Genomic DNA, 13,989 nt, shown 5'->3' on the forward strand with positions numbered 1-13,989 from the left:
CACGATGTGTTTCTTTCGAATGCGGACGTGCAGCGGGCGATCCTCCGCTCGATCGACTGCACTACCGCGTGAAAGAGCGCCTGCGCGGCGTCGGGCTACGCGATCAAGCGCTGCACCAATGCCGACTCGCTCGAATACGTCAGGAGCGCCTCGTGAGTTGCCCGGGTCACCCCGACATAGGTCAGCCGGACACATTCCTCGACGGTCTCGCCGTGGCGGCCGAGCAGGCCCAAGCCGGCGATGGCGACGCAGGGAAACTCCAGCCCTTTCGCGCTGTGCATGCTCAGGAATCGCACGGCAACCCGCTTGACCGAAACCCGGTTGCGATTGTCCTTGGCGATGTCGATCGGCGCACCATGCCCGGCGAGAATCTGCGCAACCCGTCCGCCGATCCAGTGCTCCGGGTAGAGACACGCCATCTGCGACCACTTGTAGCCGGCTTTCTTACGGTCGAGAAACCACTCGGCAACGCAGTGAGCTTCCGCCTCGATGCTCACGCACCGCCGCACATCCGGCTCCAGTCCCTGCCGACCCGCATCTTCGGGCAGCAGGATGGCGTGCTCGTCGTCGGCCGTGATGCCGGGAGCGCCGATGACGTCTGCGGCGAAGCGTCTCGCGAAGGCAACGATTTGGGCGGTGTTGCGATAGTTCACCTTCAGTACGGTCGTTCTGCCCTTTGCTTCAATGCCGAGCTGGCTCCAGACCGGCCGTTCACGCCCCTTATAGATAGCCTGGATATCGTCGTAGACGACCATCAGCGCCTTGGTGCGCGGGTTCACCATCTTGGCCGCAAGCGCGAGCCATTGCGGTTCGAAGTCGTGCGCCTCGTCGATCAGGACCGCGTCGTACTGCTCCGCCGGGATATGGCCGTGATCGACCGCCTTCACGACCTCTGAAACGCTCGCAGCCAGGCGCTCCGCGTAGTCCGGATAGTCTCGCTCGGATGGGGCGGTAATCCCGTACGTCCGCAGCATCCGGTAGCACCACGAGTGGAAGGTGAGAACCTGAACGCGGTCCTCGACGCCCCTGCTCTGCATGGCATCTTCAAGCCGGCCGGCGATGCCGTTGGCGTAACACAGGATCAGCACCGGCTTTGCCGCCGCACGTGCCAGATACTCGGCGCGAAAAGCGAGGATCAGGGTCTTGCCCGATCCGGCGACGCCGCGAATGATGCGATGCCCCTCGCCCAGGCTGCGCGCGAACTGCTCCTGATGAAGGTCCATGACCGCGAGCGTCCGATCCGAAGAATCGGCGCGAGGCGCATCGTCCAAAGGCAGGGCAATCTGTCGTATCCGAACCTCCGGAAACAGCAGCGCGCGCAGGCGGTCGAATTGCGGCATGGACAGCGGCTCTTCGAGACACGGATGAACCATGCGCCACAATCTCGATCGGAATTCCTCGGGGTCCGCGCCCTCGGTCATCTCGTCCTTGAACAGGCAGAGATGCCCGGAGAACACCTCCTTGAGATCGGTCTGATCGAACTGCTTGCGGGTGATGTTAGTGAACACGGACCCGAAGCCGAACGGAACGATGGACCGGCCCGCGAGGCGATGTCCCGGCGGAAACAACAATTGCCCGTCGCGCTCAAGCGTGCGCACGACCTCGAATGTATATTTGCGAGCCTGCTCCAGCGGATTGCTTTCCCGCACCACACCACGACTTGTCAGCAGCTCGACCTTCGTCTTGTCGGCCGACACGATCGTCTCCAGGCGCCAGTCCTTCACCTCGAGCACGAGCAGGCCGTTCGCGGGATGAATGATGATGAAGTCCGGATGCCGGTTGCGAGGCCCGACAGGCAGGTTGTGCCAAACGACGGCGTTCTCCTCGAGGAAGTCCTTCAATCGTTCCGCCAGTCGTAGCTCACCACGGCTGTCGAAGCGCGCGAAGCCGAGACTCGGGATCAGGATTGCCATGTCACGACCGCGAGCACCATTTGCGGACCACCTTGTGAGGCAAAGTGCAACAGGGCGGTCTCTCCAGGCTGACATGGTCGCCTAGAGTGTGCAGGTTTTCAATGGCTTAGGATCAGCTGGCGCTCCCTAGGGGAATCGAACCCCTGTTTCAGCCTTGAGAGGGCCGCGTCCTAACCGCTAGACGAAGGGAGCGTGAGGGCTAGCCAATAGCCTCGAAATTTGTCCGCCGCAAGGACCCCGAGGGGCGTTTTACGGCTCATTGGCGAATTTCAGCCGTCCGGCCGACTTCAGGGTATGGGCATCGAAGGTGCGGATCTCGATGATTCCGCCGAGATCCAGCGTCACTACGAGGCGGTCGCCGGCGACCCCGGTCGAGACGATTCTGGCGCCCTTGGGCAGGGTGGCAGTGACATCGCTTGCCGCTTCGACCGCCCTTCCCTCAGACTTGAAAAGGCGGTAGCCCACCGCGATCAGCACGGCGCAGAACGCCAGCGCCGTGGTCAACCCCGCGATCAGCATCATCCGCCGCACCCGCGCGAACAGCGCGGCCTGCTCGGGGGTCGGTTCGGGAACAGCGGTATCAGACGTCGTCATGGAAAGCCCTGGGTCAGCGCAAAGGTTGGAGGTTGTGGTCGAAGGCTCCGAGGGCTCGGCCCGGCTCGACCGCGTGCTGGCGGCGCGCCTGCCGGAGCTGTCGCGATCGAGGCTGAAAGCCCTGATCCTGGCGGGCGCAGTGCACCTGAAGGCCTCCGCGGTCCGCGACCCCGCTTATCACGTCGCATCCGGCGATACGATCATAATCGACGTGCCGGAAGCGGCGCCCGCCGAGCCCAAGGGGGAGGACATCGCCCTCGATATCGTGTTCGAGGACGACGACATCGTCGTCCTCAACAAGCCCAAGGGCCTCGTCGTGCACCCCGCGGCCGGCCACGAGACCGGCACCTTGGTGAACGCGCTGATCGCCCATTGCGGCGCCTCGCTCTCCGGCATCGGCGGCGTGCGCCGGCCCGGGATCGTGCACCGGCTCGACAAGGACACGACGGGGCTGATGGTGGTTGCCAAGAACGATCTCGCCCACGCTTCATTGACGGCGCAATTCGCCGATCACGGCCGCACCGGCGCGATGCGGCGCGGCTACATGGCATTCGCCTGGGGCGTGCCGAACCGGCACCGCGGCACCGTCGATGCGCCGATCGACCGGCATCCGCATGCACGCGAGAAGATGGCCGTGCGCCAGGGTGGCCGCGAGGCGGTGACGCATTGGGAAATCCTGGAGAGCTTTCATGGACGCGACGGCAAGGGCGTCGCCGCCCTGCTCGCCTGCGAGCTCGAGACCGGCCGCACCCATCAGATCCGCGTCCATCTCGCCCATATCGGCCACCCGCTGATGGGCGATGCCGTCTATGGCCCGCATTTCAAGACCAAGGCCAACCAGCTCGGCCCCGAGTCGCAGGCAGCTTTGGCGGCGCTGGGGCGGCAGGCCTTACATGCTTACCTGCTGGTATTGGAGCACCCGAGGACGGGAGAATTACTGCACTGGGAGGCGCCTTTGCCGGAGGATTTGCTTCTCCTGGAACGTGCGCTCAAGGCGGCGCTATGACGCCCCGCTTCAGAAAGCCTTTACATTACAAAAAGTTATAGCTGCCACACGGGGACGTGACGTCAGCAATCCTTCCCTTTTTGACCCCCGATGGGGTATATTGCGTCTGCGTTGAAATGACCAACGCGGAACATCGCAGCTACGGCCGGCTTTAACACAGCGGTCGTCTGCCTGGCCCGCCGCTATCGGGGGCCTGAACCTTTTGGAGGGCGCACTATGGCCCGTACCGCTGCTTTGCCGGTCCTCAATGGAGAATCCGGCCTTTCTCGCTACCTCGCCGAGATCCGCAAATTCCCGATGCTGGAACCGCAGGAGGAGTACATGCTCGCCAAGCGTTGGCGTGAGCATGACGATCGCGACGCGGCACACCAACTCGTCACCAGCCATCTCCGCCTCGTGGCCAAGATCGCCATGGGCTATCGCGGCTACGGCCTGCCGATCTCCGAGGTCGTCTCGGAAGGCAATGTCGGCCTGATGCAGGCGGTGAAGCGATTCGAACCCGAGAAGGGGTTCCGTCTCGCCACCTACGCCATGTGGTGGATCAAGGCGTCGATTCAAGAGTACATCCTCCGTTCGTGGTCGCTCGTGAAGATGGGCACCACCGCGAACCAGAAGAAGCTGTTCTTCAACCTGCGCAAGGCGAAGAGCAAGATCAACGCGCTGGACGAAGGCGATCTCCGCCCCGACCAAGTCAAGTTGATCGCCAAGCGCCTCGGCGTCACCGATCAGGACGTGATCGACATGAACCGCCGCCTCGGCGGCGATGCGTCACTCAACGCACCGATCCGCGACGATGGCGAAGCCGGCGAATGGCAGGACTGGCTGGTCGACAACACGCCCAACCAGGAAGCCATGATGGCGGAGCACGAGGAGTATGATCACCGCCGTGACGCGCTGAACGGCGCCATGGGCGTGCTCAACCCGCGCGAACGCCGCATCTTCGAGGCCCGCCGCCTCGCCGATGAGCCGATGACGCTGGAAGACCTTGCTGCCGAGTTCGGCGTGTCGCGCGAGCGCGTCCGCCAGATCGAGGTCCGCGCCTTCGAGAAGGTGCAGTCCGCGGTCAAGGGCACGATCGCAAAGGCCGAACAGGCCGCGCTGGAAGCCGCGCATTAAGCGCGGCGGCTCAGCGCCAGAGATTGGCGGATCGAAAGAGACGAAAAGCCGGCGGCAACGCCGGCTTTTTTGTTGGTGTGATGCGAACTGCGCCCGATAGCGGTGCGTGTGGGCACACCGCCTACTCCCCCCATTGCCTTGCCATCGTCGCGAGCGTGCAGCCTTCGCAATAGCGGGCGTCCTTGTAGTCGATCCAGTTGTGCGCGTAGACCCGCTCGAGCGGGATGTCGTAGCGCGCGCGCAGCACTTTCACGAGGATCTTCCACGCCGCGACCTGTGCCTCGGTCGGCCCCGCCGTCACGTCGGGATAATTGCCGGCGAACTCGACGCCGATCGAATTGTCGCGCACCACCTGGCGGTAGGTCGGACGGTTGTCGATGTACTTGTTGTCGTTGCGGTTGGCGCCGTCGCCGTGGGTCGGCACGAGGTTCTCGGCGACCGCCCAATAGACCGTGCCGTCGGTCTCGACCCAGACCGTGACGCCGCGCCGCGTCGGGTTCTTCGCCTGGGCCTGCGCGCCGCCGCGGGCAGAGCCCGCAGGTCCCTCGGTCTGGTGCACGATGATGTTGCGCCAGGGTCTTGCGCTAGCGAGCTCGCCCCACGGCGCCAGCCAGACGATCTTCAAGCCGGGGATGTCGGGCGTGCCGGAGGCGCGCGCGAGCTTGGCGAGCTCGGCATCCGTGGCCGCTGCGGGGACGATCGGAAGGAGAGCGGCCAACGTGGCCGCGAGCAGGCGAAATATCATCATGCGGGGTCCAATGCGACCCAAGCCTAACAGGCTTTACGCGAATGTCCTCACCGTTCCGACAGACTCGGGCGATAACGGCGGAGTGGGGTCATAGACCGCAAAATCGTTCTTGCCGTTCTTCTTGGCGGCATAGAGGGCATGGTCGGCATTGGCCATCAGGCGGTCCGGGAATTCCCCGATGCCGCGATCCCACTCCGCAACCCCGATCGAGATCGCGATCGGAATGTCGCGGCCGCTGCAGCTGACGGCATCCTGCCGGCAGACCTCAAGCACTCGGCGGGCGATCGCGGCAGCCTCGCGCAGCGACGAGGACGGCAGCACGATGCAGAACTCGTCGCCACCGGTGCGGGCGAGCATGTCGCCGGGCCGCAGGCGCGTCTGCGCCATCAGGGTGAAGTGCTTGAGGCAGGCGTCGCCGGCGGCATGGCCATGGGTGTCGTTGATGGTCTTGAAGCCGTCGAGGTCGATCAGCAGCAGCGAGAACGGCTCACCGCTGCGCCCCGAACGGGCGCATTCCTCGGTCAGGCGCTGCAAGAGATGCCGCCGGTTGGCAACGCCGGTGAGATCGTCGAGCAACGCGAGGTCGGCAACCTCGCCCCGCAACCGGTCCATCGCCATCAGCAGGAAACCGAAATTGAGCGTCATCGACAGGAACAGCAGCCCGAGCACCATGATCGCATGGGCCTGGCCGCCGGCGCGCGCCGAGAGATCGTAGCCGAGCAGATTGCCCACGGTGCGCACGAGCAGGATCGCGATGATGCTGAGGATGACGATGCCGGACAGCTTGGCGCCCGGACTGACGCGGCCTTCCCGCGACAACAACAGACGCAGCGCCAGCATCAGCGGCAGGGCCTGACCGAACGTGTAGCTGAGCATGCGCAGCTGCATGTGCTCGAATCCGACCATGAAGAGCACGACGCCGACAAGGCTCAAGCACCCCGTCGCGGTCATCAGGCGCCACGAGACCGGCCGGTCGTAGAAGCGCTGAATTCCCATGGCGGCAAGGCAGCTCGCAGCGATGACACCGCCGGCGCCGAGCAGCAGCGGCAGGGGAGAGGCGACGAACAGACGGATCAAGGCCGTCATCGCGCCGGCGGCACCGACGAAGGCCGATGCCATCCAGAACCGCGCAGCCGCGAAATTCGGATAGGAACGCGTCACGTAGGCCCAGATCACGCCGAGCGCCAGGAAGTTGACGACGAAGACCGTCCACAATGTCGGTACGTTCAGCATGACGCGTACAGCACGCGCAGCGTCCCGCCCCCCGATCCCGGCAGCCGTCCGTCCATGACCCATCCCCGTTTTCTTGCGGAAGACAATGCGATGGTTGCGCTTAATGGAGTCTCACTGCGGCTCGCGAAAACGCGCCCTTGGTTTTGGATTCATGAACGGCACGCGGCTATTGCCGGATCGTTAAGGCTGTCGCGCCCGATGGCCTGACGCGTGGAGCGGATTCGCGCCAAAAATCACCCGAAAGTGCATCTGAGCTGTGGATAACAGGATGACACGGATGTGACGACGCGGGGCAGCCGGCTCCGAATCTGCTGAGTTTGTCGTCGAGGATGTTGCGAGGCTGGCCCTCCGCCGAGCACCCTCGTGTCGCGTTCCACCATTAACCCTTGAGAGGATACTATGGCTAAGAAAGCGAAGAAGGCGGCGAAGAAGAAGGCGAAAAAGGCCAAGAAGGCGAAGAAGAAGTAACGAGGCTTCTGTTTCTTTGCCCGGGTGGAGTGAGCTCCGCCCGGGCGTCGGGTCGATCGAAGGTGGCGGGCGCAAGGCCCGCTTTTTTATTGTGCGAGAGTTCGAAGTGTACCCGCTCTAACAGCGTCATGGCCGGGCTTGTCCCGGCCATCCACGCCTTGCCGCACAGTCCGAAGAGCGTGGATGCCCGGGACAAGCCCCGGCATGACGAGACCTTTCGAGAGGTGACGAAGACCTACCTTTCCGACAACGCCAGCTTGGCGCCGAGCGCGGCGAAGCCGGCGGCAAAGGAGCGGCGCAGCCAGGCGATGACGGCCGGGCGGGAGATGACGCGCTCGCGCACCGCGGCGGCGCAGAAGCCGTAGAGGACGAACACCGCGAACGTCATCGCCATGAAGGCGCCGCTCAATTCCAGCATGCGCGCCAGCACATGGGCCTCGTCCGCCGCGATGAATTGCGGCAGGAAGGCGAGAAAGAAGATCGACAGTTTTGGGTTGAGGATGTTGATCAGGAAGCCGGTGACGATGACGCGGCTGCTCGATCTTTCCCTGATCTCGCCCCCAACCGCCAGCGCCCCGGTCTCGCGCAGAGCCTGCCAGGACATGTAGAGCAGATAGGCGACGCCGCACCATTTCAGCGCGGCGAAGGCAAGCGCGCTGGTGTGGAGCACGGCGGCAAGACCGAGCATCGCCGCCGCCATGTGCGGCACGATGCCGAGCGTGCAGCCGAAGGCGGCCGCCACGCTGGCGCGCGAACCGCGGGTCAGCGCCGCAGCCAGCGTGTAGAGCACGCCGGTGCCGGGGGAAGCGACGACGATGAGCGAGGTGAGCAGGAAGGACCAGGTCATGGGCCGACCTTATCACCGCAGCGCGCTGCGAGAAAGCGGGCGCGTCAGGAGAGCTGAGCGATCTCGGCCTCGCGCAGCACGTCGAGCGGCGCCCAGGGCTTGGCCCAGAACTTGGCGCCGTCGGGCAGGGCCTGCTTCAAGGGCCGGCCCGAGGTGACGACGACGTCGAGCTTCGGATTGCGGTCCTTGGCGAGATGGGCGAGCTCGACGCCGTTCATGCGGCCGGCCAGCTGGACGTCGGTCAGCATCAGACAGAGCGCGCCGGCGTTCTTGTCGAGGACGCGCTCGGCGGCCTCGGCGCTTTCGCACTGGATGACCTGGTAGCCGCTCTCTTCCAGCAGGACGCAAAGCATCTCCCGCTGCATGGCGTCATCTTCAACGATCAGCGCTGTCGCGCGTAATGGCGTCGCTTGTCCCATCGGCGGCTCCCAATGCATGCTCTCCATAACGAATGTTAAAAACCGAGGCCGGCTACGGTTCGGTTCCATTCTGAAAAAATGTAAAGCATAGTTCCCGCATCAGGGGCTTGACGGGGAACATCATGACTACGATTCGCGGCGCTGCCGCCATCACGGGAGCCGCGAGCGGCATCGGCCGGGCGCTGGCGATCGAGCTCGCGCAACGCGGCTGCGACCTCGCACTGGCCGATCGCGACGAGGGTGGATTGAAGGCGCTCGCGGCGGAGATCGGAACAACGCGCAAGGTCAGCCTGCACCGCGTCGACGTCGGCGAGGCCGGCGACATCGCGCAGTTCGCGAGCGAGGCCATCGCCGCGCATCCTTCCCTCGGCATCGTCGTCAACAATGCCGGCGTTGCGCTGATGGGCACATTCGAGGAGATCGACCAGGCCCAGATGGACTGGCTGTTCGACATCAATTTCTGGGGCGTGGTGCACGGCACACGCGCCTTCCTGCCGCACCTGAAGACGATGAGCGAGGCCCACATCGTCAACCTCTCCTCGATCTTCGGCATCATCGCCCCGCCGGGCCAATCGGCCTATGCCGCGGCGAAGTTCGCGGTGCGCGGCTTCTCGGAGAGCGTCCGGCACGAGCTCAGCGTCGCGGGCAGCCCGGTGAAGCTGTCGGTCGTGCATCCCGGCGGCATCGCCACCGCGATCGCGCGCAACGCCCGCACCGGCGTCGGCGTCACCGACAATGCCCGGCGCGCGCAATCGATCGAACGGTTCGAGAACGCGGCGAAGACCTCGCCGAAGGACGCGGCACTGCGCATCATCAGGGGCATCGAGCGCAACGAGCCGCGCATCCTGATCGGCAACGACGCCCGCTTCATGGACCTGCTGCAGCGCTTCCGTCCGGGAACCTATTGGGCGCCGCTGCAGCGGCGGCTGGAGAAGATGGCGAAGGGGATAGAAAAGTAGCCAGGAGCGCAACGGCGTCCACACCCACCGCTGTCATTCCCCGCGAAGGCGGGGAATCCAGTACGCCGTGGCTTCTCGGCTCTAGCCGCGCCGTCTCTGGAATACTGGATCACCCGCCTTCGCGGGTGATGACACCGATGATGTGGTCACTGCCCCATCAGCCGATCGGCGAAATAGCCGATGGTCTTGCGGTACACCACCGCCCTGTTCCACTCGCGCATCGCCTCGAAGTTCGGCGTTCCCTCGCCATAAGGCTGGCCCATCTTGAAGCCGCTCGTGTGCAAGAGGTTCGCGGTCGAGGCGAGCACGTCGGGGATGCTGTGGCGGAGGTCGACATGGCCGTCGCCGTCGAAATCGACGCCGTACTTGATGTAGGACGATGGCAGGAACTGGGTCTGGCCGATCTCGCCGGCATAGGCGCCGATCATGTCGCGCAGCTGCAGGTCGCCGCGCTGCACGATCTTGAGCGCCGCGAGCAGCTCGCCCTGGAACAGATCGGTGCGGCGGCAATCATGCGCGAGCGTCGCCAGCGTGCGGACCACCGGCAGCTTGCCGGTGTCGCCCTTGCCGAAATCGCTCTCCAGCCCCCAGATCGCGACCAGGATATAGCGGGGCACGCCGAACTTCTGCTCGATGCGCGACAGCAGCGCGGCATGCCGCTGCAGCATCGCGCGCCCGCCATTGACGCGGCCGGGGCCGACCCGGGTCGAGACGTACTGCTCGAAGGTCTTGTTGAAGGTGTAGCGCTGGCGCCGGTCGAAGGCGAGAACCGCAGGGTCGGGCGCAACGCCGCCGAGCGCCGCATTGGTCACGCTCGCCGAGACGCCGGCGGCTTGAGCCTCCTGCGCCATGCTGGCGATGAAGCCGTTGAAGTCGCCGCCGCAGCGGGCGGCCTGCGCCGATCCGCCGGCCAAAGACAAGACGAAGGCGGCAGCGAGAAGCAGTCTCGGCATGTGGAGCAATCCCCCAGAGAATTCCAGTGCGAAGCAGCGCGCGGATCATGCCCGGGAACGCCGTGAGCGTCAAAGCACAAGGCTTGATCCGCATCAAACCGTCTCACGCCGTGCTTTCTAGACTGAGCCGAGCAGGAGAACCACACATGACCGGAATAACCTTGAGCGCCGAGCAGATCCGCAATGCGCCAGCACCAGTGCGGCAATGGATCGAGCAGGAGGTGATCGCCGCGCTCGGCCTTGCGCCACGGACGCCGGCGGCCGCGCCGCCGCAAGTCCCCCACCTCGTCGCCTGCAGCGTGGAAGACATGGCCGGCGTGCTCGAGCACATCCGCGGCGCGCTTCCGGCCGTGAACGTGCTGTTCGAGCTCGGCCGCCCCGGCATCAGCTTCGGCCGCCCCGCGGTGATGACGTTCCGCCTGATGGACCTCCTGCATCACACGCGCCTCTCGGACGTCAGCGAGGTCATGACGTGTCTCGAGATGATCAACCAGGCGCTAACCGAGGTGAAGAAGGACGCTTCCGTGCGGTTCTGCGGCTTCGACAATGAGGGCCATTGCCTGATCGCGCCGCAGACGCAACAGAGCATCGCGACGTTGTGGCAGACCATGATGGAGCGACAGCAGGCCGCGCGCGCCGCGCCGGCGGCGTGAGGGGAACGTCATCGCCATGCCCAATCGCCAGCAGCCTCCATCAACCCGCTCGCTCCTCCGCATCCCGCTATTTCGCCTGCTCGCCATCAATCTCGCGATCGGCGCCTGCGCCGCCGTGCTATTGGTCGGCGGCCTGCTCTGGCTCAATCCCGGGCATCTGCGGGAGCTGATCTTCGCCGACCGCGCACCTGCCATTGCGCTCGTGCTGCTGCTCGCTTCCTTCCTCATCACCTTCGGCTCGGCCGCGATGGGCAGCGCGATCATGGCGCAGGGACGCAAGGAGCGTAGCAACAAAGGCGGCGGACGGGGATCGCGGCTCGCCGTGCAGGAGGTGGTGCACCGCCGGCGGGATTGAGGCGCGCAGCGCGAAGCGTGCGCGTCGGCGCCGAAACAAAACCGCAAAAACAACCCCATGCACAGTAGAAGTCTTGATGTGATCTTTGCGATTTTTCCGAATCTACGTTGACCGTCGGGCAAAACAGTGGTATGGTGCCAACATCGCAAGACTCCAGACGCTGACGCCCGCGCGCTCTCGTTGCCTTCCGAGAGCGCAGCAAGATGAACAAAGTACTTCGAGGATCCAAAGCATCTGATTTTCGAAATTGTGGGAAATCGCGATATCCATCAGCTGCATATCTGATGCGCCTGCTGCGACATCGTCGCGCGACGATTTACCTTGCCATCGCGGCGCGCCTTCTATAGCCTTCTATTTTAGGTTGTCGCCCTGCCAGCCCCGGGCGACGCTGAAAAGATAAACGGCGGGCTTCGGCCCGCCGTTTATTGAAGGGCGTGGCGACGATCGCGAAGGTCACAATCCCGAAAGTCATTTGACTGCGGCGTCCTGATCGAGGACAAGCCGCCATGGCCAAAAAACCCGGAACCAACCCCAAAGGCGAATTCGCCTTCTTCAACGTCGTCTACGAAGACGATTCCCAACGCTCCAACCGCCGCGTCCCTTCCGAACTGCTCGGCGGCCTCGACGGCGACGAACCCGCCCGCAACTTCATCATGGAACAGGACCGCGAGATCGCGGAAAAGAGCGGCCGCCCGGCGCTGGAGATCAAGCGGATCGAGCGGGTGGGAGCGAAGAAGAAGTAGGCGGGCACAGCGGGGCGTTCACCAGCGCCCGCTCCATTTATTCCAGGCAAATAGCAGATCGGCAAACCGGTCATAGGCAAACCGCGTGACCGGCAGCGCCACGCGATTGCCGAACAGCACCGCAAGCCACCCCTGCCCCGGCGTCAACCGCCACAGCGCAATCGCGACATCAGCGCCGACGACGAGCCGCCCGGCCTCATCCGTCGCGTGCAGGCGCCGCCTGATGTCGTCGAGCGAAGCGCCAAAGTGCGCCAGTGCATCAGGCTGCTCGTTGATGTCCCTGAACTCGACGGTGCCCGCGCGCACCAGCGCCAGCAGCTTGTTGCGCTGCCAGTCAATGCCGGCGTCGCAGACGGGGCAGCGGGTGTTGTAGTAGACGGTGAGGTGGGGTGGCATCAATGAGCCTTTCTCGTCGGAATTATAGTCCGAGAGAAAGCCAGATAAACGCCTTCGGCTGAAGCTGCCGATACAAAGGCACAAAGAAGGACGACCCGACCTCGGCCCGCCGAATTGCGCGGCAGCCTCGACGGCGGCGAGCCGCGCGCAACCTCATTGGGAGCAGGATCGAGAGTCGCGTAAAAGAGCGGGAGGTCGGCGCTGGAGATCGAGCGGATTGAAAGGAGGCGAAGAAGAAGCAGGGTTCGGCCCTATCCCCGTCATTGCGAGCGCAGCGAAGCAATCCAGAGATGCGTCTGTGGGGATGGGCGGCAGAGCAGACCTGATTTGCTCAACTTGAGTTCTTCGCATTGTGCCCCCGAAGCGGACATGATGCAGCGAATGACAACTCGACTATCGAGCCCTCCATTGCTCGCGGAATTGGCCGGGCGTCACGCCTGCAACCCGGCGGAATGCACGGGTAAAATGGGCGGGATCTGCGTAGCCCGAAGCAAACGCAATCTCGATGATCTTGGAATCCGTATCTCGCAAAAGCTTTCTGGCATTTTCAAACCTCACGGTATCCAACAGCCGCGAATATGTCATCCCGGCGCGAGATAGCTTGCGTTGAAGGCTGCGTGCGCTGACCCCCGCCATCTCCGCGACTTCCGCCAGCGCCGGAGGCCGCTCGTCCATGTAGGATGGCAGCATCAGCTTAAGTGCGTGGATAAAGTCAAAGTTCGAATGTTCGACAAAGTCGCTCTTCGGATGAGAAGGAGCTTGCTTCAATCTGTTAGGAAGGCCCAGCAATGAAACAGGTACGTCGATCCACGAAGCTTCTTGACCAGACAGGAAGCGGGACGTCGGCCAGAAAGACCGACATGCCGGACCCGGCGTGTACCGCGCCTCAAAGGCGATAGTTGCCGGTGCCCAGTCCGGCCCGGCGAATTGCCGGACGATGTAAATCGGGAAAACGTTCTGAAGCCATTGTGAATGCTCGAGATGCTGAAGTCCGGCAGTGCCGGCTAGCTTGCTGCAATAGCGAACATGGTCGCCGTGGCGCTCGACCCAGTTGGTCAAGTTTGAATCTTCGAGCGAAGCCAATCTACAGGCCTGGTGCAGCGCGACGAGCAAAGTCGGGGAATGACTGATTAGATACCTGGTCTTCTCACTAAGGTGCGCGAAATTGAGCGACTTGGCAGCGTGGAATCCAAAATCTTCAATACCTTGCGACCGGCTGGCAAACTCCGCAAATTCGATCGCAGGCAAAATCGGCACGTAATGATCGGCTTTTTCCTCCAGAGAAGCGGGCAGCCGATATTTTTCCAGTAAAGAAGCGGTTGGCGCGCCGAGATTCTCCAGAATGTCAGCGAAGGGACTGAGGTGCTGACAACGCGTCAAATGAATCTTTGGCATTGGTGCGTCTCGATCACTAAAATTCAGCGCACGAGCGGCGTCGCAGGACGACAGCTCCCTACCCGGGGAGAGCTGACGCCTGTCACGCGCTTAGATTATCAGGACTGCAAGGCTCTTTGCTTGTTTTTGTCGTCTGGCAATGCCTCCAGAGGATCTCAGTCCCACCTCATTCCATTCGACGAAAGTTTTGG

General features: G+C 63.8%; 15 protein-coding genes and 1 tRNA gene. 6 read left to right on the forward strand and 10 right to left on the reverse strand.

Features of this window, described 5'->3' with window-relative positions; all coding sequences use genetic code 11:
* Positions 1-95 precede the first annotated feature (95 nt).
* The 3 genes from I6F12_RS32355 to I6F12_RS32365 all read right to left on the reverse strand — a co-directional run bounded on the left by I6F12_RS32355 (position 96) and on the right by I6F12_RS32365 (position 2,507).
* Positions 96-1,913, reverse strand: coding sequence for an NERD domain-containing protein/DEAD/DEAH box helicase (locus I6F12_RS32355; protein WP_225158078.1), 1,818 nt, complete (start codon positions 1,911-1,913; stop codon positions 96-98).
* A gap of 117 nt (positions 1,914-2,030) precedes the next feature.
* A tRNA-Glu gene (locus I6F12_RS32360) sits at positions 2,031-2,105 on the reverse strand.
* 57 nt (positions 2,106-2,162) lie between these two features.
* On the reverse strand, positions 2,163-2,507 hold the full coding sequence (locus tag I6F12_RS32365) for a hypothetical protein (protein ID WP_036009606.1): 345 nt from the start codon (positions 2,505-2,507) through the stop codon (positions 2,163-2,165).
* Between I6F12_RS32365 and I6F12_RS32370 the strand changes: the two genes are divergently transcribed.
* Both I6F12_RS32370 and rpoH read left to right on the forward strand, forming a co-directional pair.
* Positions 2,506-3,513, forward strand: coding sequence for an RluA family pseudouridine synthase (locus I6F12_RS32370; RefSeq protein WP_036009604.1), 1,008 nt, complete (start codon positions 2,506-2,508; stop codon positions 3,511-3,513). The two genes, I6F12_RS32365 and I6F12_RS32370, sit on opposite strands and share 2 nt — an antisense overlap.
* 216 nt (positions 3,514-3,729) lie before the next feature.
* Complete coding sequence (rpoH, locus tag I6F12_RS32375; protein ID WP_036009602.1) at positions 3,730-4,629, forward strand: RNA polymerase sigma factor RpoH; 900 nt, start codon at positions 3,730-3,732, stop codon at positions 4,627-4,629.
* A gap of 121 nt (positions 4,630-4,750) precedes the next feature.
* Here the strand turns inward: rpoH and I6F12_RS32380 are convergent, their stop codons facing one another.
* The 4 genes from I6F12_RS32380 to I6F12_RS32395 form a co-directional block, all read right to left on the reverse strand.
* Positions 4,751-5,377, reverse strand: a complete 627-nt coding sequence (locus tag I6F12_RS32380; protein ID WP_225158079.1) for an N-acetylmuramoyl-L-alanine amidase — start codon at positions 5,375-5,377, stop codon at positions 4,751-4,753.
* A 33-nt stretch (positions 5,378-5,410) separates the two neighbouring features.
* Positions 5,411-6,610: a GGDEF domain-containing protein gene (locus I6F12_RS32385; RefSeq protein ID WP_225158080.1), complete on the reverse strand. Its 1,200-nt coding sequence runs from the start codon at positions 6,608-6,610 to the stop codon at positions 5,411-5,413.
* 703 nt (positions 6,611-7,313) lie between these two features.
* Entirely contained in the window at positions 7,314-7,925 is a 612-nt protein-coding gene (locus tag I6F12_RS32390; RefSeq protein ID WP_225158081.1) for a LysE family translocator, read from the reverse strand.
* Between the two features lie 44 nt (positions 7,926-7,969).
* Positions 7,970-8,344 carry a response regulator gene (locus I6F12_RS32395; RefSeq protein WP_225158082.1) on the reverse strand — a complete coding sequence of 125 codons (375 nt, stop codon included), beginning with the start codon at positions 8,342-8,344 and terminating at the stop codon, positions 7,970-7,972.
* A gap of 122 nt (positions 8,345-8,466) precedes the next feature.
* Here I6F12_RS32395 and I6F12_RS32400 point away from each other — a divergent pair, with 122 nt between their 5' ends.
* A complete protein-coding gene (locus I6F12_RS32400; RefSeq protein ID WP_225114061.1) occupies positions 8,467-9,303 on the forward strand; it encodes an SDR family NAD(P)-dependent oxidoreductase in 837 nt (278 codons plus the stop codon).
* A 146-nt stretch (positions 9,304-9,449) separates the two neighbouring features.
* Here I6F12_RS32400 and I6F12_RS32405 read toward each other — a convergent pair whose 3' ends face one another.
* A complete protein-coding gene (locus tag I6F12_RS32405) occupies positions 9,450-10,256 on the reverse strand; it encodes a lytic murein transglycosylase (RefSeq protein ID WP_036009593.1) in 807 nt (268 codons plus the stop codon).
* A gap of 146 nt (positions 10,257-10,402) precedes the next feature.
* Here I6F12_RS32405 and I6F12_RS32410 point away from each other — a divergent pair, with 146 nt between their 5' ends.
* The 3 genes from I6F12_RS32410 (at position 10,403) to I6F12_RS32420 (ending at position 12,007) form a co-directional block, all read left to right on the forward strand.
* Positions 10,403-10,909, forward strand: a complete 507-nt coding sequence (locus tag I6F12_RS32410) for a hypothetical protein (RefSeq protein ID WP_109145267.1) — start codon at positions 10,403-10,405, stop codon at positions 10,907-10,909.
* A gap of 16 nt (positions 10,910-10,925) precedes the next feature.
* Positions 10,926-11,264 carry a hypothetical protein gene (locus I6F12_RS32415; protein WP_225134850.1) on the forward strand — a complete coding sequence of 113 codons (339 nt, stop codon included), beginning with the start codon at positions 10,926-10,928 and terminating at the stop codon, positions 11,262-11,264.
* A gap of 506 nt (positions 11,265-11,770) precedes the next feature.
* Positions 11,771-12,007 carry a hypothetical protein gene (locus I6F12_RS32420; RefSeq protein WP_036009587.1) on the forward strand — a complete coding sequence of 79 codons (237 nt, stop codon included), beginning with the start codon at positions 11,771-11,773 and terminating at the stop codon, positions 12,005-12,007.
* An 18-nt stretch (positions 12,008-12,025) separates the two neighbouring features.
* Here the strand turns inward: I6F12_RS32420 and I6F12_RS32425 are convergent, their stop codons facing one another.
* The gene (locus tag I6F12_RS32425; RefSeq protein ID WP_109145269.1) at positions 12,026-12,403 is read right to left on the reverse strand and encodes a DCC1-like thiol-disulfide oxidoreductase family protein; all 378 of its coding nucleotides are present in this window, start codon (positions 12,401-12,403) and stop codon (positions 12,026-12,028) included.
* A gap of 393 nt (positions 12,404-12,796) precedes the next feature.
* On the reverse strand, positions 12,797-13,798 hold the full coding sequence (locus I6F12_RS32430) for an AraC family transcriptional regulator (protein ID WP_225158083.1): 1,002 nt from the start codon (positions 13,796-13,798) through the stop codon (positions 12,797-12,799).
* Positions 13,799-13,989: the final 191 nt, after the last annotated feature.

The sequence above is a fragment of the Bradyrhizobium sp. IC4059 genome (genome assembly GCF_020193615.1).
GTDB lineage: Bacteria > Pseudomonadota > Alphaproteobacteria > Rhizobiales > Xanthobacteraceae > Bradyrhizobium > Bradyrhizobium yuanmingense.

Coding starts and splice junctions, on each gene's coding strand:
- I6F12_RS32415 (WP_225134850.1), top strand. CDS start 10,926: ATGCCCAATCGCCAGCAGCCTCCATCAACCCGCTCGCTCCTCCGCATC.
- I6F12_RS32405 (WP_036009593.1), bottom strand. CDS start 10,256: ATGCCGAGACTGCTTCTCGCTGCCGCCTTCGTCTTGTCTTTGGCCGGC.
- I6F12_RS32355 (WP_225158078.1), bottom strand. CDS start 1,913: ATGGCAATCCTGATCCCGAGTCTCGGCTTCGCGCGCTTCGACAGCCGT.
- I6F12_RS32410 (WP_109145267.1), top strand. CDS start 10,403: ATGACCGGAATAACCTTGAGCGCCGAGCAGATCCGCAATGCGCCAGCA.
- I6F12_RS32400 (WP_225114061.1), top strand. CDS start 8,467: ATGACTACGATTCGCGGCGCTGCCGCCATCACGGGAGCCGCGAGCGGC.
- I6F12_RS32385 (WP_225158080.1), bottom strand. CDS start 6,610: ATGCTGAACGTACCGACATTGTGGACGGTCTTCGTCGTCAACTTCCTG.
- rpoH (WP_036009602.1), top strand. CDS start 3,730: ATGGCCCGTACCGCTGCTTTGCCGGTCCTCAATGGAGAATCCGGCCTT.
- I6F12_RS32425 (WP_109145269.1), bottom strand. CDS start 12,403: ATGCCACCCCACCTCACCGTCTACTACAACACCCGCTGCCCCGTCTGC.
- I6F12_RS32430 (WP_225158083.1), bottom strand. CDS start 13,798: ATGCCAAAGATTCATTTGACGCGTTGTCAGCACCTCAGTCCCTTCGCT.
- I6F12_RS32370 (WP_036009604.1), top strand. CDS start 2,506: ATGGAAAGCCCTGGGTCAGCGCAAAGGTTGGAGGTTGTGGTCGAAGGC.
- I6F12_RS32380 (WP_225158079.1), bottom strand. CDS start 5,377: ATGATGATATTTCGCCTGCTCGCGGCCACGTTGGCCGCTCTCCTTCCG.
- I6F12_RS32390 (WP_225158081.1), bottom strand. CDS start 7,925: ATGACCTGGTCCTTCCTGCTCACCTCGCTCATCGTCGTCGCTTCCCCC.
- I6F12_RS32420 (WP_036009587.1), top strand. CDS start 11,771: ATGGCCAAAAAACCCGGAACCAACCCCAAAGGCGAATTCGCCTTCTTC.
- I6F12_RS32395 (WP_225158082.1), bottom strand. CDS start 8,344: ATGGGACAAGCGACGCCATTACGCGCGACAGCGCTGATCGTTGAAGAT.
- I6F12_RS32365 (WP_036009606.1), bottom strand. CDS start 2,507: ATGACGACGTCTGATACCGCTGTTCCCGAACCGACCCCCGAGCAGGCC.